This is a genomic window from Lactiplantibacillus sp. 30.2.29 (assembly GCF_018991255.1).
Taxonomy (GTDB): Bacteria; Bacillota; Bacilli; order Lactobacillales; family Lactobacillaceae; genus Lactiplantibacillus; species Lactiplantibacillus pentosus.
In genome coordinates this window covers 11,422-33,961 of record NZ_JAGYGU010000019.1, presented here as the reverse complement: position 1 = coordinate 33,961, position 22,540 = coordinate 11,422, and the positions used below count along the sequence as shown (strand labels likewise).

At 41.7% G+C, this 22,540-nt stretch carries 19 protein-coding genes; 16 read left to right on the top strand and 3 right to left on the bottom strand.

The window, feature by feature from the left end; genetic code table 11:
- The first annotated feature begins 305 nt into the window (after positions 1-305).
- The 5 genes from KGF65_RS11255 to KGF65_RS11235 all read left to right on the top strand — a co-directional run bounded on the left by KGF65_RS11255 (position 306) and on the right by KGF65_RS11235 (position 3,986).
- A complete protein-coding gene (locus KGF65_RS11255) occupies positions 306-1,064 on the top strand; it encodes a carboxymuconolactone decarboxylase family protein (protein WP_101872801.1) in 759 nt (252 codons plus the stop codon).
- Positions 1,065-1,084: 20 nt separating this feature from the next.
- A complete protein-coding gene (locus KGF65_RS11250; protein ID WP_101872802.1) occupies positions 1,085-1,924 on the top strand; it encodes an SDR family oxidoreductase in 840 nt (279 codons plus the stop codon).
- A gap of 30 nt (positions 1,925-1,954) precedes the next feature.
- Positions 1,955-2,551: an NAD(P)H-binding protein gene (locus KGF65_RS11245; RefSeq protein ID WP_088770651.1), complete on the top strand. Its 597-nt coding sequence runs from the start codon at positions 1,955-1,957 to the stop codon at positions 2,549-2,551.
- A gap of 89 nt (positions 2,552-2,640) precedes the next feature.
- A complete protein-coding gene (locus tag KGF65_RS11240; RefSeq protein WP_101872803.1) occupies positions 2,641-3,519 on the top strand; it encodes a LysR family transcriptional regulator in 879 nt (292 codons plus the stop codon).
- A 95-nt stretch (positions 3,520-3,614) separates the two neighbouring features.
- On the top strand, positions 3,615-3,986 hold the full coding sequence (locus KGF65_RS11235; RefSeq protein ID WP_088770653.1) for a nuclear transport factor 2 family protein: 372 nt from the start codon (positions 3,615-3,617) through the stop codon (positions 3,984-3,986).
- 201 nt (positions 3,987-4,187) lie between these two features.
- Here the strand turns inward: KGF65_RS11235 and KGF65_RS17435 are convergent, their stop codons facing one another.
- From KGF65_RS17435 to KGF65_RS11225, 3 genes are all read right to left on the bottom strand, one after another.
- Positions 4,188-4,253 carry a hypothetical protein gene (locus tag KGF65_RS17435; protein ID WP_367114411.1) on the bottom strand — a complete coding sequence of 22 codons (66 nt, stop codon included), beginning with the start codon at positions 4,251-4,253 and terminating at the stop codon, positions 4,188-4,190.
- A complete protein-coding gene (locus KGF65_RS11230) occupies positions 4,241-5,329 on the bottom strand; it encodes an Ldh family oxidoreductase (protein WP_216748501.1) in 1,089 nt (362 codons plus the stop codon). The genes KGF65_RS17435 and KGF65_RS11230 overlap by 13 nt, the downstream gene beginning before the upstream one ends.
- 356 nt (positions 5,330-5,685) lie before the next feature.
- Positions 5,686-6,321, bottom strand: coding sequence for a Crp/Fnr family transcriptional regulator (locus KGF65_RS11225; protein WP_101872805.1), 636 nt, complete (start codon positions 6,319-6,321; stop codon positions 5,686-5,688).
- A gap of 95 nt (positions 6,322-6,416) precedes the next feature.
- Here KGF65_RS11225 and KGF65_RS11220 point away from each other — a divergent pair, with 95 nt between their 5' ends.
- From KGF65_RS11220 to KGF65_RS11170, 11 genes are all read left to right on the top strand, one after another.
- Positions 6,417-7,214: a phloretin hydrolase gene (locus KGF65_RS11220; protein WP_101872806.1), complete on the top strand. Its 798-nt coding sequence runs from the start codon at positions 6,417-6,419 to the stop codon at positions 7,212-7,214.
- 15 nt (positions 7,215-7,229) lie between these two features.
- Positions 7,230-7,751: a DUF1097 domain-containing protein gene (locus tag KGF65_RS11215; RefSeq protein ID WP_216748502.1), complete on the top strand. Its 522-nt coding sequence runs from the start codon at positions 7,230-7,232 to the stop codon at positions 7,749-7,751.
- A gap of 215 nt (positions 7,752-7,966) precedes the next feature.
- A complete protein-coding gene (locus KGF65_RS11210) occupies positions 7,967-8,290 on the top strand; it encodes a hypothetical protein (protein ID WP_101872808.1) in 324 nt (107 codons plus the stop codon).
- A gap of 194 nt (positions 8,291-8,484) precedes the next feature.
- Positions 8,485-8,799 carry a MazG-like protein gene (locus KGF65_RS11205; RefSeq protein WP_101872809.1) on the top strand — a complete coding sequence of 105 codons (315 nt, stop codon included), beginning with the start codon at positions 8,485-8,487 and terminating at the stop codon, positions 8,797-8,799.
- 387 nt (positions 8,800-9,186) lie between these two features.
- Positions 9,187-9,684 (top strand): hypothetical protein, encoded by a 498-nt coding sequence (locus KGF65_RS11200; RefSeq protein ID WP_101872810.1) that lies wholly within the window; start codon positions 9,187-9,189, stop codon positions 9,682-9,684.
- Between the two features lie 20 nt (positions 9,685-9,704).
- Positions 9,705-11,063: a PTS cellobiose transporter subunit IIC gene (gene celB, locus KGF65_RS11195; RefSeq protein ID WP_003639776.1), complete on the top strand. Its 1,359-nt coding sequence runs from the start codon at positions 9,705-9,707 to the stop codon at positions 11,061-11,063.
- A gap of 62 nt (positions 11,064-11,125) precedes the next feature.
- Positions 11,126-12,559 (top strand): 6-phospho-beta-glucosidase, encoded by a 1,434-nt coding sequence (locus tag KGF65_RS11190; RefSeq protein ID WP_101872812.1) that lies wholly within the window; start codon positions 11,126-11,128, stop codon positions 12,557-12,559.
- A 73-nt stretch (positions 12,560-12,632) separates the two neighbouring features.
- On the top strand, positions 12,633-13,358 hold the full coding sequence (locus KGF65_RS11185; protein WP_101872813.1) for a GntR family transcriptional regulator: 726 nt from the start codon (positions 12,633-12,635) through the stop codon (positions 13,356-13,358).
- Positions 13,359-13,614: 256 nt separating this feature from the next.
- Positions 13,615-15,765, top strand: a complete 2,151-nt coding sequence (gene dptF, locus KGF65_RS11180) for a DNA phosphorothioation-dependent restriction protein DptF (protein ID WP_216748503.1) — start codon at positions 13,615-13,617, stop codon at positions 15,763-15,765.
- Positions 15,765-17,093 carry a DNA phosphorothioation-dependent restriction protein DptG gene (gene dptG, locus KGF65_RS11175; protein ID WP_101872814.1) on the top strand — a complete coding sequence of 443 codons (1,329 nt, stop codon included), beginning with the start codon at positions 15,765-15,767 and terminating at the stop codon, positions 17,091-17,093. The genes dptF and dptG overlap by 1 nt, the downstream gene beginning before the upstream one ends.
- Positions 17,074-22,347, top strand: coding sequence for a DUF87 domain-containing protein (locus KGF65_RS11170; protein ID WP_181185306.1), 5,274 nt, complete (start codon positions 17,074-17,076; stop codon positions 22,345-22,347). Before dptG ends, KGF65_RS11170 begins: the two co-directional genes overlap by 20 nt.
- Positions 22,348-22,540: the final 193 nt, after the last annotated feature.

Here is a 22,540-nt window from a genome sequence, read left to right as displayed (position 1 = left end):
CTAGCACAACGCGTATCATTCACTAGTATCACTGAGTTACTGGAACAGACATGATACTTAAAAGCCTTACCGAGCCGTTTAAAGACGACTCGGTAAGGCTTTTAATGTGGCCGCAAATCAGTAACAATCGCGTCGCCAGGTCTATCAACGATGAGCTTAACCTGCTAGCCATACACATGCCTTATGATTGATAAGTAAAACTTATCGATGAGATGTGTTATCGGAATTGGTCGATTGTCATTTTGTTTGTAAGATAGTACTTGTAAATGAGTTAGCAGCAACATGATAAAGGAAGGTATCCAGTAATGGCAATTAGTAAAACTGCGCAAGCAAATCACAAAGAATTGTTTCCAGATCTGAAGTCGACGTTAAAAGTCACGGACCCGGAATTCATTGAAGTTTTCGACAATTTTAACTTTGACGAAGTCCTGCAACATCAAAACTTGGACTTGAAGTTGCGGATGAAAATTACTTTGGCGGCGTTGATTGCGATGCAATCCGTTAATGAATATCAGGCGATGCTCAATGGTGCGCTGAACGTTGGTGTGACACCGGTCGAAGTTAAAGAAATCGTTTATCAAGCCACCGCATATGTTGGTCTTGGAAAGGTCTTTGACTTCTTACATGCCACCAACGCTGTCTTTACAGAACGGCATATTTCACTCCCGATTGAAGGGCAATCAACGACCACACCAGCAACTCGGTATGAAAAGGGATTGGAAACCGTTCGGCAGCTCGCCGGTGACGCCGTTGATAAGATGCAGGAGAATTTACCGGAAAACGAAAAGCACTTTGCAACGTTCTTGGCTGACAATTGTTTCGGCGATTATTATACCCGCAAAGGTCTGGATGCCAAGACGCGGGAACTGATTACTTTTGCAATGCTGATTTCGCTGGGCGGTGCGGACCCACAAGTTAAAGGACACATTCGCAATAACGTGACGGTGGGTAATGATAAGAACACACTATTGTCCACCATTACGGTATTATTGCCATTTATTGGCTACCCAAGAACGTTAACGGCGTTGAATTTATTAAACGAAATTATTCCAGAAAATAACTAAGGACAAGGAGAAATATAATTATGACGAAAAAAACATGGTTGATTACGGGTGTTAGCAGCGGTTTTGGTCGGGCAATGACGGCGCAGTTATTGGCAGCGGGCAATACCGTGATTGGGACGGTTCGAAATACGGCTAAAGTTCAAGATTTAATTGATCAGTATCCGGATACTTTTATTTGTGAAATCCTAGATGTCATGGATGTCCCGGCGATTCATGAATTGGTCAACCGAGTTGCGACTGAACATTCAATCGATGTTTTAGTTAATAACGCGGGTTACGGGCTCTTCGGTGCGGCTGAAGAGTTGAGTGACGCAGATATTGATAAAATTTTGGCGACCGACTTAACGGGTTCGATTCAAATGATTCGCTCAGTCTTGCCATTTATGCGCAAGCAACAACATGGCCAAATCATCCAGATTTCATCCTATGGTGGTCAGGTTGCCTTTGCGGGTAATTCGATGTATCACGCCGCAAAGTTTGGTATTGAAGGCTTCTGTGAATCCGTGGCGCAAGAGGTCGCACCATTTAACATTGGCATGACGATCGTTGAACCCGGTGGCGCTCGGACTGAATTCCGGTACGGTAGTGCGCATGTTGCCAATTTGATGAAGGAATATGATGAAAATCCAGCGCACGCTTTCATGAAGATGCTTGACCCAGCAAATGGCTTGGCACCCGGCGATCCAGCTCGAATGGCTGCTCGCATTATCGAAAGTGTTGATCAACCTGACACGCCGTTGCATATGGTCTTAGGATCACAAGCGTTGGCAAGCACGATTGCCACTATTGAAAAGCGGTTGGCGGAATATCAAACTGAAAAGGAACTGGCAGCGTCAACTGATTTTCCAGCTGGCGAATAAGTTAAAGCAGTAGAAATGAGGAGAAAAATCATGAAAAAAGTTTTAATTATTGGTGCAACCGGTACGATTGGCAGTGCAGTGCGAGAAACTTTGTTAAACGAAACTGATAATCAGTTAACGTTATTTGCAAGAAGTGCTAGTCGGTTAAAGGCCGGTGAACGTGAAACGGTGATTGCTGGCGATGTGACCAACGATCGCGATTTGGACCAGGCCATTGCCGGACAAGACGTTGTTTTTGTTGCCTTAAGCGGCGCCTTAGGTCGATTTGCAAACAAGATCGTGGCCGCAATGGACCGAAACGATGTTGCGCGGTTATTATTTATTACTTCCATGGGCATTTATGATGAAATCCCGGCTTCGATTGGTGCGAGTGGCAATCTGAGTCATAATTCAATGCTGAAGTCTTACCGGGAGGCGGCCGATATCGTTGAAGGTTCCGACTTGAACTATACGGTGATTCGTCCAGGTTGGTTCACCGGTGGCCCAGTTGATTATGAAATCACGAAGAAGGGTGAACCCTTTGGCGGCCATGACGTCTCTATCAGTTCAATCGCTGATTTTGTGAAGAATGCCGTTGCGGATGACAACTACTATTCACATGATAGCGTTGGTTTAAATTCAAAATAAGCATGATAAGGTCATTAGTTCAGCTAGTGGCCTTTTTCTGTGGCATAATAAATTTAATAGTAAACGTCATAAAAGTTGAGGTGTCGTCAATGTTTCAACAAATGCAGTATTTCATCGCAATCGTCAAGAATCATAGTTTTACACAAGCGGCGGTGGACTGCCATATTTCACAATCAGCCATTTCGCAACAGATGAAGGAACTTGAAAATCGCTTGGGCATCACCCTCATCAAGCGGAAGGGGCGCAGCTTTGAAGTCACTGAAGCGGGGCAATATTTTTATATCCACAGCCAGGATATTTTAGCCGATGTCGATCAACTCGTTGAGAACACGATTAAAATCGAAAAGAATGATGAAGCTGAATTACGAGTGGGTTATCTCAGAAGTTTTGGGACTACCGAATTCTTGCAGACGGTGTCTGAGTTCACACAGGAATTCCCCAAGGTTAAGATCAAAATTAGTAGTGGCACCCATGAAGATCTCTATGAATTATTACGAACAGGCCAGATTGATTTGGATTTGTCGGATCAGCGACGCGCGTTATCTAATGAGTACCAGAATGAATTCTTGACGGCGAGTGGCTTTATGGTTGCTGTTAATCATTCGTTACCAGTAGATACTGACAAAATTGAAATTGCTGATTTAGTTGATCTTCCTTGTATACTGATTATTGATGGCACCCAACAAGCAGCGGAAGAAGCATACTATCGGGATGTTCTGGGCGTTAGAAGCGAGTTTGTCCGTGCCCAGAATTATGATGAAGCCCAGATGCTGATTGCGTCTAATCAAGGGTATTTGATTATTAATCAGCGGATGCAATCACAATTAGACCAAGAGATTGTCAAGATGCTGCCCTTGTTCAAGGGTAATCGTAACCTGGTTCAAAACTACTATGCTTATTGGCAAGCGGATAATTCAGGATATTATATCGAGACATTCGCGGAATTATTGAAACAGAATTTTGCATAAGCTAAACTTATCGAATGTCCGTCAAAGTGAAATAGCTTTAAGCTGGAAATTTCGTTATCATTTTCCCTGTAAATAAGACAAGGGATGTGGAAGATATGACAGACGAAGAAGCAATCGTACAATTATATCGGGATGAAAATAAAGCGATGGTCAATAAAAATCTCAATAAATTAAATGAAATTTTGGCAGATGACATGCATTTGACCCACATGACCGGCTACGTTCAGCCTAAGTTTGAATGGATTGACCAAATTCAGAATGATGAGATGCAGTACCTTTCTTCTAAAGAAGATGCGATCAAGGCTATCCAAATTAACGGTAATCAGGCTAGTTTAATCGGCCAGAACCGGGTTCAAGCTAAAATCTGGGGTGGCGGTGCCAATACGTGGCCGTTGCAAATGCAGGTCTTCTATAAAAAACAAGCAGGCAAGTGGCTGATTACAGACCAAGTGGCTAGTACGTATTAGGCTTGAGCGCGGCTGGTTGCTCGTCCTCCTATTTTTGGCAGTTTGCACGCCGACTAGGTAAAGTTTTTGTAGCGATCGCAAAAAATACAGTGGCCGCGGAAATGGCTTTTTGGCATCGGCCAATGGCAGTAATCGCCACCGTGTCAAAATTCTCATCACCGCCGGATGCTACCGGTCAAAAATAAACCAGCAACTGCCCCGTCACTGAATTTCCAGGACAGGCAGTTGCTGGTTTTTGTCTAATACAAGTTTAGTTAGGCCACGTATTGCGCGTAGTCGATACCTAGTCGTTTGGCGATGCCAACGACTTCTGCGAGCGTCTTATCGTCAATTTCGATACCGTTAACTGAGCGGTCTTGGTACGCAGCGGCTTCCTTGTCACCGGCGACGATGACTGGTTTACCAGGAACGGATGGCAGGTCGCGGATGGCTTGTAAGTAAGCTGAGAACTTGTCGATGATGGCGTCCTTATCACCGAAGATTGACGGGTCGATGGCGATAAAGCTCTGACATGGACCCACGGAAAGGTCGTCTGGTGTAATTTCGTTGGAAGTGTTGCCTAGGGAAAGAATCGCGGTGAACACTTCGACGATGACACCGAGGCCAAAGCCCTTGTGGCTACCAGTATCTTCGGTGACACCACCTAATGGCGCCAAACCAACATTGGAATCTAAATCACGCAGGGCGTCCAAGTATTCGGTGTCGTCATGCCGATTGACGGGCGTTTCGCCATCCTTTGCGACCCATAAGGCCGGTAAATCTTTGCCTAATTTACGGTAAACTTCAATTTTACCTTGTGGCACGGTGGTCGTCGCCGCGTCGAAGATAAACGTGTTCGGTTGGGCGGGCATCGCAAAGGCAATTGGATTGGTGCCGACTAAAGCCTTCGTGGCGTGAGTGGGTAACATCGCTGAACGTGAATTACACGATGATAGGCCAATCAAGCCTTCTTCGGCCGCCATGTTGGCGTAATACCCGGCAATGCCGTAATGACCGGAGTTACGAGTCGTGACCATGCCAATGCCGTGTTGTTTTGCTTTTTCGATGGCAAGGCGCATGCTATAAATCCCGTTTAACTGCCCCAAGCCAAAGTGAGCGTCAACGACCGCACTCACATCGGTTTCTTTGACCACTTCTGGACGATTATGTACACGAATTTTACCATTGCGAATGAAGCCGTCGTACATGATCATTCGTTGGACCCCATGGGATTCAATGCCAATTAAGTCTGTGTAAATCAACATGTGGGCCACTTCTTGACTTTCTTCCTCGGAAAAGCCGTAACCTTTGTAAATATTGTAAATCAGTTGTTCAATTTTCTTGCTATCGTATCGTTTTACCATTATCGTCACCACGTTATTTGAATTAGATTTAAGGATTAACTCAGTTATTAAAATATACAGATAACATCGATTTAATTTTAATAATTTGTTAATCATATACTAATTAAAAACGTTATCACGCCACAAGTCAAGCTTGGGTTGTAGAAAGGCATATCCTAGTGCTATCCGGGTTCATACAGATAAACCTAATCTAGATGGGGTAGCGGTGAATATTGCGAAAGAGCCGTTTTAAGCGAAGTTGTCGCGAGGATAGTGTCTAAATAAGCCAGTCAGACGCAGTGACCCGTTTTGGGTGCTCGTCTGACTGGCTTAAATTTTAATCTTTTAGAAAAACTAGGGCACGCGATTGCCGGTGGTTAGTCTAAGTACGTGTTGAGTGCTTCAGGATTTAACACCGTGATGCCGGCGCCTGAGACTTGGACGATGTTGGCTTCTTTGAGCTTCTTAATATTCCGCGACATATTGGTAGGGTTCAACGCAATCAGCCGGGCAAGATTCTTCTGACGGATTGGAATCAAATTATCACTCGGGTGGTGTTCATCCAGATAGTAATTCAGAAAAGTGACGAGACGTTGCATGCCTGATGAAGTAATCAATTGGCTAATATCATTTAGATAATAGTTCATGTGTTTGAGATAACTCTGGTTGAGTTGCTTGGCGAAAGCGCGATGCTGCTCGGCGTAGTTAGCGAGTAGTGTGTTGTCATAACCCCATAGGGTACTGGGTTGGACGAAGCGGAAAATCAACTCATCTTTTGTCGGCATTGATGCCGAAAATAGTGGCGGAAATAATGTTTGCGGACCATAGGCGACCAATGCGTGGGCTTCGCCATCCGGCAACAATAGGATTTCAACGACTCGTCCGGAAACGATGAAGAAAGTTTGATTGGTCAGCGAGATTTCCTCATTTGCAGCAATCATTTTCTGGGTGTGCGGTAGTTTTAGTAAGTCGTCTTCAAAATCTTGGTAATCCTGTTGAATAAAAAATTCCATGTTAAATAATTCCCCCAACAATTGTCTTAAGATAATTTTTAATACCTGCCACCGGGTTAAACTAAGTCTTGTAATTTGATAGGAGGAACTTAATTATGACAGAAAAATTCACACAAAATATCCCTGCTAACGCGGCAACGTTGCCGTACTATAAGTATTATTTACAAGACATGGCGAAAGTCGATCCAACTGCACGAAAGAAGATGGTGCAAGCCCCAATCAATCCAAAAGATGCGACCCCGGTGCAAGACCGTAATGATTTATTGAAGCCAGGTTACTTGAAGACTGAGGTCGGTTATTGCCAAATGCCGGATGGGACCGCGTTCATGGCAAACCACTTGAAAATGCCGAACGTGACAGCAGAAATGTTACATTGGTGGTTTGCTTGGCATGGCCTAGAATCAATGCGCTACGTCATTTGGAATAAGGATGATCATTACGATGTCGTCGTCAAAAATGGGACTGAGGCGCAACTGAAGGACCAATCAATTCCGATGGCCGAACGAATTTACGGTGTTTCTCATACAGTTACCGAAGATACTGGTTTTGGCCCTGAAAAAATCGATATTAATTTCAAAAACCCGGTCGATTTGGGCTATGACCCACAACTGCTGGCGCAAAGCGATTCAGATATTGTGGCGGCCGCCAATGGTGAGACGGCCCTGATGTTACACGTGGTTCGCCCCGTCGATGGTGGGATTGAATTACGCAGTCGCTTCTGGCTAGGCTGGAATGTCGACCTGCAAACGCATGAACCTGTTCGTGTAATTCCTGATGATGCCAAAATCGACGGTGAAGTTGCCAAACGGCTCGGGTTGCATAACATCAAGGAAATGACCAACCTAGCTCAAATTTTACCAAGTCTTTACGCTGAAAACAAAGATAAGTTCTAAATCGGCGGGTGGTGAATGACAATCAAAACTAGCAGTCAACACGTGATTCAAACGGTGACGACAGCCATCTTCATTGCCGTTATCCCGCCATTGTGGGCGGTGCTGAGCCCCAAATTTGGGGTCGAGACTGGCGCTGTGGCGCTAATTTCTGCCGGCCTGTTCACTGCAAAAGGAAATGACCCTAAGAAAGCCTTGCCGATTATTTTAGGCTTGTTGATTGGGATTCCTTGGGGGATGGTGGCACTGAAGCTGACGGCGTTGCCGGGTAGTCCATCCATGAATCAATTTTTAAGTCTCTGCATCTTGGGCGCAGTCAGTGTTTTAGTCTGTGGCTTAACGGTCGTGGGCCGGTTCGTGGATGCGACGGCTTGGCTATCCGGCTTGGCGATTACGATTCTGGTCTTAGGTCATGAAACGATGACCAGCTGGCATTGGCTGCCGCTACAGCTAGCCTTGTCCATGCTTGTCGGTGTGTACTTAATTGGCGTCGGTGGTGTCGTCTTCAATAATTGGTTCATGAAACATGATAATAAGTAAAATTGATGTGCTGGCTTCAGCGGATGACTTAGTTCATCCGCTGAGGCTTTTTGCTTGTGATGTAGTACTGCCACTGATTAGTCATCGTTGCAAGCAACTGGCCGTCATCGCGTACTGATTTGCACACTAACCAACGTTTGGCCCGTACACACCACAATGGTAGAATAAAAGTCTACGATGGTACAAACATTGGACAGAATGGGGGAAAACGTCAAATGAAAGCTTATCGACGCGTCCAAATAATCACAGGAGGCTATTTAGCGGTCTATCTCGCTGCACTTTATTTATCAACCGGTGTACATACCGGATTTAAGTTGGATAGTGATCAATTGATTGGGTATGTGACTTGTGGTATTTTGGCCGGTTTACTGGGGGTATCGGCAGTGGTGAAGACAGGGTTACAGCGAAAAATCTGCGCGCTATTACTATTATTGTGTTGCGGGACGCTGTTGCTTTTCGCACGCTATAGCGTGATTGGCTTCAATGAAGCATTTTGGTATTTTATTGGGGTGGTTTATTTGTTACCGGTGGTTATATAGGTTGATGTGGTTGAATTTATGTTTGCGGGTGCTCGGGAAAGTGCGGATGAGCAAGGCTGATTGATTGAAGTTGGTTAAGAACAAGACTACTTGATCCATTACCGGACTGATTTACGTTATGAAAATTCAAAAATCCGTTCCAAGCAATAGGATGAAGCACCTATTCAAGATAAAAACGAATTGAGGTTAATGATTTGGAAATCAAAGAAGTTGCACAACGCTCAGCAAAGATTCGTGAACAATATCATCAATTGGAAATGAAGCAAGACGGCCATCCGTGGACCACTGAGCAAGATGCACTGGCCTTCTTGACGGATGCAGCGTTAGTTGGTCGGCAAGTCATGGCTCATCAAGGTAGCTGGCCAGATGGTCAAGACCAGCAGTTACTTGCGGACAAAATTGGTGAATCAATCTGGTGGTTAAGCGTCTTGGCTGATGCAAATGAGGTTGATTTGGACCAAGCGGTGACAAAATTTTTGAACGATAAGGCGTCACAGCTTAAGGCATAGAGCGACAGCTGTTGGGACGGATAGGCTGGTTGGGGACGCAAGGTGTTATCGGTGATTTATTTGGCGGCTAATCAATCGTCGCGACATGGGCTAACCGTCATAGCAGCAGATACAGTGTTCCATAAAGGGCTTAGTGATTTCATTGAAATTGCTAGGCTTTTTTTAATTTGCATTATCCGAGCGCTAAGTCATTGCTATTATTTTTCGCATGCCTTGTGTCCAAAATGGTGGTGGCAGGCCACTTACATGAATGTTACCAGTTTAGAACAGGTGACAAAGAGGTACTAATTTAAATAAAGCGTTTACAATACCACAAATATCTGCTATGATTTAGTCATTCGAATGAGTGTCATTCGAATGACTAAACGTTGAAAGGAGTGTGACAAGATGACGTCACCTAAAAACAGCAATCCTGAGGCAACGGCGAACCGCCGGACACTGAGCCTGACGAGCATGTATTTTAATCGCTTTTTATTATTTCGATATGTAACCGCTATCTTTTTCTTTGTTAATCTCTATTGGGCGATTATCTTATTTGGTTCTGGTTCAGCAGCTGGCTTATTACCGACTGCCTTATTAATTGGGGCGGGTGTCGTAATAGTCGAACAGGTTAGTAAATTTTGGAAACATACCAATCAACTGACACTGACCCGCTGGTTCTATTGGGTGCAAATACTTGCCAACGCCATCGTGGCTGTAGGCGCGGTGTTTGGTCAATTGAAAGTGTTCTATCCATTTCTCAACCAGACGAGCTTACCGTGGGTACTTAGTTTGTTAGGACTAGGAATGTTGGTCGGGGGTCTCTTGGAGTACCGGGCGTTCCTAATTGCGCATGACAAGGATCGTTATGTGCAACATATTCGGCAATTTGCTGCAAACATATAAGGATTAGGATGTGAATTTTAATGGATGATACAAATAACAAAATGTTTCAGTTCCTGAACAACCATTTGATGGGACCGATGGGAAAGTTGGCCCAGTTCAGAATCGTCCGCGCCGTTATGGCCGCTGGGATGGCAACCATTCCATTTACGATCGTTGGGTCGATGTTCTTGATCGTCAGTGTGTTACCACAAAGTTTTCCAGCGTTAGCCGGCTTCTTTGCGGTTTCATTTGATAAGATCACGCCGCTATACATGCTTGCAAATACGGCGACGATGGGAATCTTGTCACTCTACTTCTGTTTAGTGTTTGGGTATGAATATACGAAGATTCAAGCACAAGAAGAAAAAATCGAGGTCAATCCGCTAAACGGGGCTTTGATTTCAATGATGGCCTTTTTCATGTGCTTGCCCGAATTAGTATTCAAGGGCGGCGCCATGACGTTAATCAACGTGTTCAATAAGAATTCTAAGATTATTGATGGTTGGGAAATGAGTGGTGGCGTTACTCGGCTTGGGACGACCGGGATTTTTACGGCTATCATCATGTCAATTATTGCTGTAAAGATTTATACGACTTGTGTGAAACGTAACTGGACCATCAAGATGCCTGAAACGGTGCCAGCTGGGGTTGCACGTTCATTTACGGCTCTGATTCCAACGGCTTTAATTGCACTTACTGTGATTGTCATCAACGGATTATTAATTTTGATGGGTACAGATATTTATAAAATCGTTGCGATTCCATTCGGGTTCGTAACAAACTTGACGAATACTTGGATTGGGTTGCTAGTCGTGTACTTTATCATGCATGCACTCTGGTTAGTCGGGATTCACGGGGCCACGATCGTGACGTCATTCTTAACCCCAATCGTGCTCTCCAACATGGTCAGCAATGCCAAGGGGGCTAACATTCCGTTCGCCGGCGAATTCAATAACTGTTTCGTCACAATCGGTGGTTCTGGTGCAACCCTCGGGATGGTCGTATTCATTGCGTTCTTTGCCAAATCAGCACAATTAGGAGCACTGGGTAAAGCTAGTATCGTGCCTGCATTTTTCAACATTAACGAACCAATTTTGTTCGGGATGCCAGTTGTTTATAATCCTTACACGGCGATTCCATTCTTCTTGGCACCAATGTCATCGATGTCAGTAGCTTACTTCGCCATCAAGTTCCACATGGTCAACCCACCGATTGCCCAAGTTGCATGGCCAACACCAGTTGGTTTATCAGGCTTCTTAGGCTCAGGTGGTGACTGGCGCGCCGCTGTCTTAGCTGTTGTGTGTGCTTTGATTGCGTTCGTGATTTGGTTCCCATTCATCAAGTTCTACGACAACAAACTTTACTTGCAAGAACAAAATGGAACGGCACAAACTGATTAATCATCACTTATCAGTCACGATTCCAATTCGTGGCTGATTTTTTTAAGAGAGGAAGTTTTAACATGAGTAAATTACCAGATGGATTTTTATGGGGTGGCGCGGTCGCTGCCCATCAATTTGAAGGCGGCTGGGACCAGGATGGTAAGGGCCTGAGTATCGCGGATGTCATGACTGCGGGTAGTAATACGCAGGCTCGGGAGATTACGGATGGTGTGATTCAGGGCAAAAATTACCCTAATCATGAGGCGATTGATTTTTATAATCGTTACCATGAAGATGTCCAATTGTTCGCTGATTTGGGTTTGAACTGTTTCCGGACTAGTATCGCCTGGACGCGAATCTTTCCAAATGGGGATGACGCCGAACCCAACGAAGCGGGATTGAAATTTTATGACCGGCTATTCGACGATTTACTAGCGCACCATATTGAACCCGTGATCACCTTATCTCATTTTGAAATGCCATATCACTTAGTTGAAGCGTATGGTGGTTGGCGCAATCGGAAATTGATCCGGTTGTTTGTCAAATTCGCCAAAGTAGTCTTCGAGCGCTATCGAGACAAGGTCAAGTATTGGATGACTTTTAACGAAATCAATAACCAGACTGGGTTAAATGAATGGGGATTATTCACTAATTCTGGCATCAAGGTCGCGGCGGATGAAGATGCCGAAACGGTGATGTACCAAGCTGCACATTACGAGGCAGTTGCCAGTGCCCTGGTCGTCAAGATGGGACATGAGATCAATCCGGACTTCAAGATTGGTTGCATGATGGCGATGGGCCCGACCTATCCGGCAACCCCCGCACCTAAGGACGTGATGAAAGCCGAACGGACGATGCAAGCGGGTTACTGGTTGGCGGATGTGCAGTGTAAAGGAAAGTACCCGAATTGGCTAAAACGTTATTTTGAACGGCACCACCTCGCGTTAGATATGACGCAGGCTGACATGGACATTTTAGCAGCGGGAACCGTAGATTACATCGGTTTTTCATACTACGCCTCCCACGTAACTAAGGCGACGGCCGACGAACCGGATGATTTCATGACACCCGGTCAGAATCCGGAGGTGAAGAATTCGGCTTTGGAACGTTCAGATTGGGGCTGGGAAATCGATCCAATCGGGCTCCGTTATGCATTGAACTGGTTCAGTGACCGTTATGACCTACCACTGTTCATCGTTGAAAATGGCCTGGGTGCCTTTGATAAACGTGCGGCTGACGGCAGAATTCATGATGATTATCGGATCGATTATCTGCGCAAACATATCGAACAAATGGAATTAGCCGTTGACGTTGATGGCGTTCAACTGATGGGATACACACCATGGGGCTTCATTGACCTCGTGTCTGCAGGGACCGGTCAGATGGATAAGCGCTATGGCCTGATTTATGTGGATAAAAATGATGCTGGGCAAGGCACATTGAAACGTGAAAAGAAGCTATCGTTTGACTGGTTCAAAAAAGTAATTGCCACTAACGGCGCTGATTTGAGCTAATACGATATAATAGTCACATAATGTTAACGTACGCCAACATTGGGGTACGTTTTTCAGGTGAGGAGGCCGAACCATGGCACATTTAGATACGGATCAGTTGGTTCAAACGATTCTGGCCGATATTCAGGCGGGCCAATTAGCGGATGAACAGCGCAAGTTACCGGCCGAACCAGTATTAATGGAACGGTATCAAGTGACGCGCTATACATTGCGCCAAGCATTAAAACAGTTAAGTACGATGGGTTACACGTACCAGATGCATGGCATTGGGACCTTTGTCAGACAGCAACAGACCAATAATTCAATTGCGCTACAGCACGACGGCGGGCTTTCGGAAGCTGCCGCGCGCGCTGGACTCAAACTAGCGACTCGCAAGGCCACAATGGCAACAATTACGGTGGCGGACGCTGACTTTTTGCCGGAAACGGGTCAATTCACTCAGGACGAAGAACTAATTGATATTCGACGTTTTCGCGAATTGGATGGGCAACCCTATCTGTTGGAGCATTCGTACTATCTAAAATCGATTGTAGATGCGATTCCAGAAGAAGCCCTATACGGCTCGTTGTTTAACTATTTTGAGCAACAACGCGATGTCAACGTCGGCTTCATTGATCAATTATTGATGAGTGAGCCACTACCCGCCATTGCGGGAGAATTCATGAAACTACCGGCTGGTGCCCCTAGTCTGGTAGTCAAAGATGAAACTTATCTGACAACTGGTAAAATGCTGGCATTTTCAAAACAATATTATGATTATCGACGCGCCCGGTTATTCATGGTGAAGAAGATTCGCTGAGGTGGCTGTTGATCTGTTGCGGGGATTACATAGGTGGGAGCCTGGTAATCCTTGTTTTTGTGTGGGGAGGGTGATGTTATAAGATGAAAATATAATAGCTTTTATGATGTTGATTTGGATATTGGCAAATATAGTCGAATAAGAGTGATTTAGTTAAGTTATTTTACCTCCAAATAAGATATAATTAACTTTGTATAAGTAAATAATGAACGATAATTATTGATATTTAGTAATGATTAAATGCGGGGGAAGTAAAATGCACTTTTGTCCAAATTGTGGTGTAAAAATAACAAATAAGGTCAACTTTTGTCCAAACTGTGGACAAAAATTAAATTCTATTGTCGAAACGACGGTAAGCACGACAAAATCAGAAAATGAAAGTGATAATCGTGCAGTTGTAGGAGAGAAAAAAGTTCAGCACAAATTTGTATCAGGTTCCCATGATGAACCATCTCGGGAGCAACGACTATTGAATGACCAATTAAGCAGAGCTTTGAAAACTTTATATTCCATATTATTAAGCACCTTTGATGCTCCACGTAGCAATGGTACGTTAGAACAAAACTTTGGACGAATTCGAGTTCGAAGTTCAGATAAAATTAAAGGGTATGATTCAGATGAATTAGCTAAGCGTGTGGAGCCACTCTGCCGACCCAATTATGTGGCAACTTCGGCAGATGTCCAATTCATTCAAGAATTAATGAAAAAATATAAAAATTATTTTCAGAAAAGTAAGCTTGAAAATATCTTAAATATGTTATCAGGACAATCAAGTACGGCGATTGTTGATGATAAACATTTAAATCGCGTTCAAGAATATTTACATGTGGACCGTGGCAATTTAGAGCAAGACTTTCATGATGTATTGATGCAGTTCAATAATCAACGCGGAAAGCTGGCGTTTTTGGTTGGAAATGTGGGTGATGGAAAATCCCACTTAATTGGGTATATGAAGTCACAGTACCCAGATATTTTTAGTCTGAACAAAATAAATATTCATTACGATGCAACTGAAAGTTTTGACCCTCAAAAGACAGCGATGGACACACTAATGGAATTATTACAGCCGTTTTCTGATAATTATGTGGAGAATAATCGTGAAAATTGGGTCGTTGCCATTAATATGGGTATTTTGGTGAACCTAATCAACCGAATGAAAGCATCTGGACAATTTACTAAGCTATTGTCATTTTTGGCTGAGACGGGAATTACAGAACAATCGTCAAGTCTCCATATAACTAAGAACGACTTTTTTGAATTACTGTCGTTTCGTTCTTATCCTGTATTTCAAATTGATGAAACCGGGGTCAACAGTGCTTTTTATGATGAGCTATTCAGCAAAGTCACAGTGCAGTCTGAAAGTAATCCATTCTATAATGCATATCTTGAAGATAAAGAAAAACACATTGTCCATCTGACACACCATAATTATGAATTCTTTAGTAACAAAAACACACAGAAAGCTTTGAAATACTTATTAATCAAGGTGCAAGTAGAATCTAAAGTGATCATTTCCACCCGAGCGTTATTGGAATTGATTCATGATATCCTGATTCCGGCTAAATTAGAAGAGCATCAAGTGATAAATTATGAAGGATCATTACCATACTTGTTATTTGCAGGTTTTGGCGACTCACCGTTAATTAAGAAAATCAACGAATTTGATCCAATTGATTTTCAAAATGATCAGATTGAACGGCTGACAACTAAAGTCTATAGTTCGCAGCGGCAACTGAGTGATTTAGCGCACGATGTTTTAGACCGTGATGATCTTCAGAATATCCAATGGTTGTGGAGTTACATTAGTGAGGAAAGTGGAGATCCTAGTGGAAAAATCGATTTTAGTGAAAAAGTTGGATTGTTGATCCGGATTAAATATTTGGTTGATTATCAGGATGCTGCATTTAATGATCAGTATTACCTAGATTATTTGAAACTAATAAGAGATGCCAGAGAAAATGGACAACGAGCTGAGTCAGTACGACAATTATACAAGCTTATCAAGGCGTTTGTCTATCAGTGGTGCGGCAGTCCAAAGAGTGATTTTGTTTATACTTTTATTAACGAAGAGAAAAAGTTTGGGATTGCAATTCCATTTGATATGAACTTTACAGGTGTTACAGTAGTTGGAAATAATGTCGTTTTGAGTCTTAAAAATTCGGATGTTAACACAAGCTACTCGTTGTCCGTCGATTATGATTTATTCAAGCTGATTGAAACAGTGAATCAGGGGTATTTATTGAAGAATAAGGATAAGCGGCAATTTGTTAATGTTGCTAATTTCATTGAGAATATTATTAAGAGCAATCGAGCAGTCAAGGAAACTGTGATTGGAAATATTGAAACTAAGGAATTTTATCGTCTGACGGATGATGGCTTTGAAGTCGAAATGGAGGCTATGAATTAATGAATAACTTGGTGTCTGAGCTTGGTCGTGCACTGAATTTTGATAAAACATTGAAGTATAAGCATGATATCAGTACTTGGTTGCTACCGTTTTATACAAGAAATCCGGAGCGAGTAAAATTCACTGAAGGGTTTGGGGCCATTGTAGGAGTAATTGCCCGACAACTAAATGGTGAAAGCGTGGAAATGATTCAGAAACCTTTCGCACTGACGTCGACTTCTTTGGAGACCACTGTCGATACTGGAAAAGTGGCCGAGCTGTTTGATCGGAGTAATTATCAACAAATGCAAAGTGCTAAGTTACTACAGTATCAGCCACTATCAACGGATCAACAAAGCAAAGGTGAAATTAGGCTAGGCCTTTTTCTGATTCAACTGTTGAAACTACAGGATAACCAAGACTTTGTGAATGCATTTAAGGCCGAGCAACCGTTTAATTTGTATGAAAAGATTCTATACGAATCGTTAGCGAACTCGGATGAACATACTCAGGGAACTGATATGGTCTTTACTTTTTATGATCATGAATGGTTTAGTAAATGTTTTTCTAGAGATATTCAACATTTCTTAACGAACAAAGACTATTTTTATCAACACATCGATGAGCTACTAGAATTTTATTATTTCACGTATGTTATTCAATTAATCAGCCGTATTAGTGACGCAACAGAGCAAGAAACAATTATACCGCTCTATTTTACGTTGGAAAATGAACCTGTGTCGCAATCACGACTTTCGATTCAGCAAGGTTATCAATTAGTCTATCAGCACGGACAAGATTTATTAGTTGATATGGATGTTTTAAATTATTTGAATACGTTAATTCCAGCTGATAGTTTTTATTGGAAATCACAAATTTTAGATGAAGCGTTCAAATATCGTATCGAATTAATGGATAATTTGAAACAATTTATAGAAGCATATCGCGAACAAGTTCCAGAGGGAAAGTTAGATGATATCGAGTTTAATTATACAAGTTTGTCGTCTGCAATTAGTACACTGAGAATGATTCTAGAAAAACAAAAAGGTGCTCCAGATTCACGATACGCCAAGTCGTTGGACGAGATTGCGCAACAAGGATATATTCGACAGCATGGTCGTCTAGGACGTGTTTTCTCGTTAAGTAATCAGACTGTATTGATGTTAACAGCGGCAATAGTTGGAAACCATAAGATGTTGTTAAAAGATGTTTTCAATGAGTTGCAACAACGCGGTGTCTATTTTGATCGCTTAAGTAGGGAAAGAGTCATTAGATTGTTTGAACGTGTCAATGTTTTGGAAAAACTGAGTGATAGCGGGGATGCACAATATGTTAAGGGAATACTATAAATTTTTAGGCAATCGGCTGATTGATTGGAGTCAAACAATCGCTATACAGGCCGGAGACAGATATGTCTTAAACTTTGAGAATGATGATCAAGTAAGACAATTTATGAGTGTCTTATCTGAATTTAATGGCATTCATAATTTTTATCTAATGACTGAGCGGTCTGGTCCTAATGCGCTGGCATTTGACATAGATCCAGATAGTCATATGCAACTAGTTGTTGTTTCCACAGTTGAGGTGACCCCTGATTATTTAGTTAATTTGAGAAATAGAATTGGACAACAGCAAGGTGTTTGGGAAAATACGGCGCTATTGTTTGTTTCAAATAAAGTTTTGGATAGTATCAATAGCGGTGCTAAGGACATCGGGCGTCAAGGAGGACCTTTTAATACGGGCGCGCTTAAACGTAATGTGCAAGCTACTGTCGATAAGAGTGAAAAACTCAGTAAAGACGATAAAGATGTTCTGAAATTTATGGTGAAAACTATTTATGATGGTGAACAAGAGCTTACGTTAATGGATTTTGCCGATGTGTACGGCATTATCGAAAAAGGTGAGTTGTCTGATTCTGACTACATTCAAATGGGGTATTTTCAAGATCAAGATTTAGCCACATATTCATCTAAGGAAGAACGCTTAGCGGAAAATCATGCTGATTACGTGAATATTAGCTTGGCACATGGCTTTGGCGATGTACGTTCTCGAATTACTAAGATTGTTGATGGTGAGAAGCTCATCAGTGATTTATCTGGCAATAATTGGCAATCTGTTAACTATAAGCAAATTTTGGCAGGAAAAGAACGGTTAAAGCAGAATAAGAAAATCAGTTTAGTGTATGATGCAGAAATAATGCAGGGAATCAACGAAGACATGCTAATTTGGGATCGTCCAAAAGGAACTAGCAAAGCTGGGCAACGAACACGTTATATTATCGTGTTTAATGATAAACACCAAAACAAATTAACGGTTAAATTCCCCTTCGACGCTACAGTTCAAGATAAATGGATTACTCAGTCCAAAATCAATCATAAGCACTATACGGTTGGAACACATAAGAATCAGTTAGTGGTTGACTTTTCTGATTTGAAAACTAATGAACCTGAAAGTGTCAAAGTGCGATATCGACACCATGATATTGGTAGTCTAGGCTTTACTTTTAATATACTGATATTACCCTTTACTGACAACAAAATATTGGGGTTGCGCCCATATTACAGAGTTAAAGTTAAAGGGGAGAAAAAGGCTAACTTAGAGATACCGAGTGATATGGACGAACTGATTTTGGGCTCCGGGATTCAATCTAACAAATTGAATGTTGATAAAACAAGCCAACTTGATAATCTGATGCTCGGTCCAAATGATCAATTAAAGGCCGATCTCAGTCAATTATCGCTTGATGATGATAACGAAAGCTTTACAGTGACACTAGGTAGTGTTCCACTCAATTTTAATGTTTTTGATAATGATGATAATAAAATTCAGCCTAAAAGTGCGTTAGATATTGAACGTTATCGTCGTGAACATTCATATGATGGTCATTATCAGAATCAGCGAATCATTTTTGGTAGTGAAATCAATAGTGTTTTTAACAATCAGAAAACTTTTTTTGATTTAGAAGAGAAACAAATTAATACTGAAACACTGATTGAAGATGGTGCTGAAATTTCAGCGCAATTGACAGAGAAGTATCGGCATTTATTTAGTGTTTTGAAGAAACGTACGACATTGATGAGCTTAATTAATTGGGATCAAGAGGTCATTGAGAGTGTACGTGATATTTTGACTGAAGTCGAACAAGAAATTACACATACTGAAGACGGTGTAGAGTTACCTACAGAAGTCCGCAACATAAGCCGAATCGGTGAACATTGGAACAGTAGCCATGAAGTTAGTTATTCCCCCCTCAATCCGATGCAATTAAGCTATCAGCTTCAGGTGGAAAGCGATGTTCATGATGAAAAACTCTCCAGAACCTTAGAGCAGAAGTTATCCCCAATCCATCTGGTACCGTTTTTGAAACGCAATCAACTTAATTATCGTGCGTTTACCTCGGAAAATGCGCCACGGTGGTTGTGCTATTCAGAAAACAATAGATCAAAGTTCAGTCGGGTTTCGCAAGCAATTATTACAGAACGACTCAAAGATTTTAAGAAGCATTTCAATTACTTGTTTGATATTAATCCTCAGAGTACTTATAATATCAAGTTTGTTAATGTTACTGATGAAAAGCCGTTAATTAAGAGTTTAGTTGATTATTTGTATTCGGAAATTGAACAAGTAACTAAACGTCGACAGTCTATCAATGAAATCAATCCAGTTAATGTTTATATGTTACGCGCTAGCCACGATGCCGTTAATTCCGACTTTAATGGATTTTATCAATTGAGTAACCGTGATGAATTTGCTGACTTCTTCACTGAACCATTGAAGAAAAATAAAGAAGTTTCCGATGAAGAAGTTCTTGAGCTAATGAAAGAAAAAATCAATGTCTTTTATGATTTTGAACCAGACGAAGGCTTCCACATTACTTTCTATCAATTTGCAAATGAATTAACATTAGATGGTGCCGATAGGTCAAATCTAGAGATGAACTATTCTTTAAATGGTGTCATTGGTGGTACAGAGTACACCAGCATTCAAGACAGTTTAAAAGATGGATTTGGAACTAAGGGGCTAAATGATGGTGATAGTGCTCAAGTGGTTCATTTTGCAGAAGCCTGGAACGAGTTATTGGTGGCGACGGCGCAGAAGCATGTTGCGATGACCCATGGTATGACGTTGACGAATAGTATTGAAGAAGTGGATAGTCGTGATTTTCAAGCTCAATTTGATAAAAGTAATTGGGTAACAGTATTAAATCCAGAAGTGAAATTGGATTATTTTAATAAGTTAAGTCAAGATATTTATGTCATTCATTATACAGACTATACGAATTCAGTAAATTATGAGTCAATCACATTAACAAAGCAAGTCGATCAGTATCGCACAATTTTATCTGAGAATTTGCCACAGAATATCAAGCAACGTAATAGTAGTTCGTATATTGATAATGTTATTAAGACATTTAATATGATCAATGGTGAGTGGTTATTGCGTTTAGTCAGTCATAGGCAGCAGAAAACGACAGTCAAAGAAAAACTGAGCATTCTGGCAGTCTCAAAAGAAATGTTGGGCATCCTTCAGCGGGATGATGTAATCTGGGTACCATTGTCCTTAGAAGAAATATTACGTGTTTCTGGATCATTTGTCGGTGAAAGTCGTTCTGATGCAATCTTTAGTGCAAAAAGCCTCGGAGCCAAAGGTAAAATATCTGATGACTTGTTATTCATGGGATTAAAGGAAGATGGCACTCATTATGATGTGATGTTCTTGCCGACCGAAGTTAAGGTTGGTGTGAATCCCAGTACAGTTATTGATAAAGCAATTGAGCAAGTTCAGCATACCGCTGCAGTCTTGAATGAGACATTAGTAAAACAACAGAATTTTAAAGCAAAGTTCTACTTAGACTTTTTCATGAAACTATACTTTGCAAATGCTGCAAAGTTATACTCCAACGGTGAGATGGACTTGACTAGTTTTAATGGACTGATGTATGCCAAACAGCGGATTGTCCAAGGAGACATTGAAGTAAACCAATCAATGTTGAGTTGCTACCATAACAAATTCATCTTCTCATTGAAGACAGGTTATACGAACCGGCAAATTCGAATTATGGACGATTATACTTCGGTTGAAGTACCGGAAGATGATGCCTTTTCATTTGCTGGTCAAGAGACACAATGGATAATTGATGAGATTCAAAATAATCACTTCGGTTTTGATCAACATCGGTTATTAACAAATGAAATGCTAATTAATGATATTGAAACTAAAAGTATACAAGCCGAGCAGACTGAAGTGCATACGGAAAATGATGAAGCAGTACCAGATTCCGACAATGGAGAAGTGGAAGCAAATGAAATGACAGAAGCAGAAGCGCTTAGTTATCCCGGCAAGCACACTACGCTTCAAACTGTTGGTGATGTCTTCGAACCTGAGGGTAATGAGGTGTCACCAAATGAAAGTCAATCACATGTTTCTGCTAAGGACGAAGACACATATAATAAATTGGACGAGGAAAATGATATGTTGGATGAGAAAGAAGAAAATGAGGCAACTCGTCGTATTCGTATTGGAACAATTGATGGTTCTACTAGTAAAGTGTACTGGGAGTATGGAAGTGATAAGCTAGCAAATCGACATATGCTGATTACTGGTAAATCAGGTCAAGGAAAGACATATTTCATTCAGACACTGTTGCTAGAGTTTTCAAAGGCAAAAATCGATACAGTGGTTATTGATTATACAGATAGTTACATGCCTGATCAACTAGACCCGACATTTAAAGAAAACGTCAATCAAATTAACCAGCATATTGTGCTTGCTGACGGGTTACCGATTAACCCATTTGCGCCACAGCGATTTGATATTGGCACTTATCACAAATTGGAGGACGCATCTGGCATTGCACAACGAGTTGCTGAGGTTTTAGATTTTGTCTTTAGTCTAGGCATTCAGCAAAAAAGTCGATTAGTCACTGTCATGACTAGTGGCCTTGAGGGCAATCCTAACTATACGTTTGCAACGTTGAAAAAGACGCTTCTGGATAGCGGCGAATCAATTGATACTAAGTTGTATGGAAGACTGCAAGCGTTACTGATGAGAGATCCGTTCACATACAAAGAGAATTTTGACTGGTCAAATTATTTTGGAACGACAGGGAAAACTAATATTATTCAACTAAGCGGTTATCCAGCTTCATTACAAAATGCAATGATTGAATTTCTATTATGGGATCTTATTAATTATGCCAAGCTTAATTCTGACAAAAAGTTAATTTATCCAATCTTTTTAGACGAGGTTCAGAATTTAAACTTTGATAAGGATTCTCCAACTGTTAAGATCCTACGAGAAGGTCGGAAATTTGGGTTCTCAGGATTATTTGCGACACAGTCTTTGAGTAGTATTAAAGGCGAAGTGGATGCAATTTATAACGCTGCAGAGCAGGTTCATTTCCTGCCTCCCGAGAGTCAAACTAAAGCAGTTGCAAAAATCCTAAGCTCCGATCGAGCTGAGCAGAATAAATTTGAACAAGAATTGACAACTTTGAAGAAAGGTCAGTGTGTCGTCAGCGGACCAGGATTAGTTGAAAAAGGCGACTTAGCTAAACAAGTGAACGTTGTGAAAATTGATGATTTAGCATCACGTTTAAGCTAGTCCATAATTATTTAGCGCAGCTTGAAAGTTGCCTCTTCTTACTTTTTGGTAATTTGAAATTGTTTTAGATGCGAAAGGTAACCTATAAAAAATCCCCCGAGTCGAATTTTCAACTCAGGGGATTTTTTCGCTTTCAGTACCACCACAACGCCAGCAAATTACAACTCACATCGCAATCCGCAACGCATCTAGG

Coding starts and splice junctions, on each gene's coding strand:
- KGF65_RS11255 (WP_101872801.1), top strand. CDS start 306: ATGGCAATTAGTAAAACTGCGCAAGCAAATCACAAAGAATTGTTTCCA.
- KGF65_RS11250 (WP_101872802.1), top strand. CDS start 1,085: ATGACGAAAAAAACATGGTTGATTACGGGTGTTAGCAGCGGTTTTGGT.
- KGF65_RS11245 (WP_088770651.1), top strand. CDS start 1,955: ATGAAAAAAGTTTTAATTATTGGTGCAACCGGTACGATTGGCAGTGCA.
- KGF65_RS11240 (WP_101872803.1), top strand. CDS start 2,641: ATGTTTCAACAAATGCAGTATTTCATCGCAATCGTCAAGAATCATAGT.
- KGF65_RS11235 (WP_088770653.1), top strand. CDS start 3,615: ATGACAGACGAAGAAGCAATCGTACAATTATATCGGGATGAAAATAAA.
- KGF65_RS11230 (WP_216748501.1), bottom strand. CDS start 5,329: ATGGTAAAACGATACGATAGCAAGAAAATTGAACAACTGATTTACAAT.
- KGF65_RS11225 (WP_101872805.1), bottom strand. CDS start 6,321: ATGGAATTTTTTATTCAACAGGATTACCAAGATTTTGAAGACGACTTA.
- KGF65_RS11220 (WP_101872806.1), top strand. CDS start 6,417: ATGACAGAAAAATTCACACAAAATATCCCTGCTAACGCGGCAACGTTG.
- KGF65_RS11215 (WP_216748502.1), top strand. CDS start 7,230: ATGACAATCAAAACTAGCAGTCAACACGTGATTCAAACGGTGACGACA.
- KGF65_RS11210 (WP_101872808.1), top strand. CDS start 7,967: ATGAAAGCTTATCGACGCGTCCAAATAATCACAGGAGGCTATTTAGCG.
- KGF65_RS11200 (WP_101872810.1), top strand. CDS start 9,187: ATGACGTCACCTAAAAACAGCAATCCTGAGGCAACGGCGAACCGCCGG.
- celB (WP_003639776.1), top strand. CDS start 9,705: ATGGATGATACAAATAACAAAATGTTTCAGTTCCTGAACAACCATTTG.
- KGF65_RS11190 (WP_101872812.1), top strand. CDS start 11,126: ATGAGTAAATTACCAGATGGATTTTTATGGGGTGGCGCGGTCGCTGCC.
- KGF65_RS11185 (WP_101872813.1), top strand. CDS start 12,633: ATGGCACATTTAGATACGGATCAGTTGGTTCAAACGATTCTGGCCGAT.
- dptF (WP_216748503.1), top strand. CDS start 13,615: ATGCACTTTTGTCCAAATTGTGGTGTAAAAATAACAAATAAGGTCAAC.
- dptG (WP_101872814.1), top strand. CDS start 15,765: ATGAATAACTTGGTGTCTGAGCTTGGTCGTGCACTGAATTTTGATAAA.
- KGF65_RS11170 (WP_181185306.1), top strand. CDS start 17,074: ATGTTAAGGGAATACTATAAATTTTTAGGCAATCGGCTGATTGATTGG.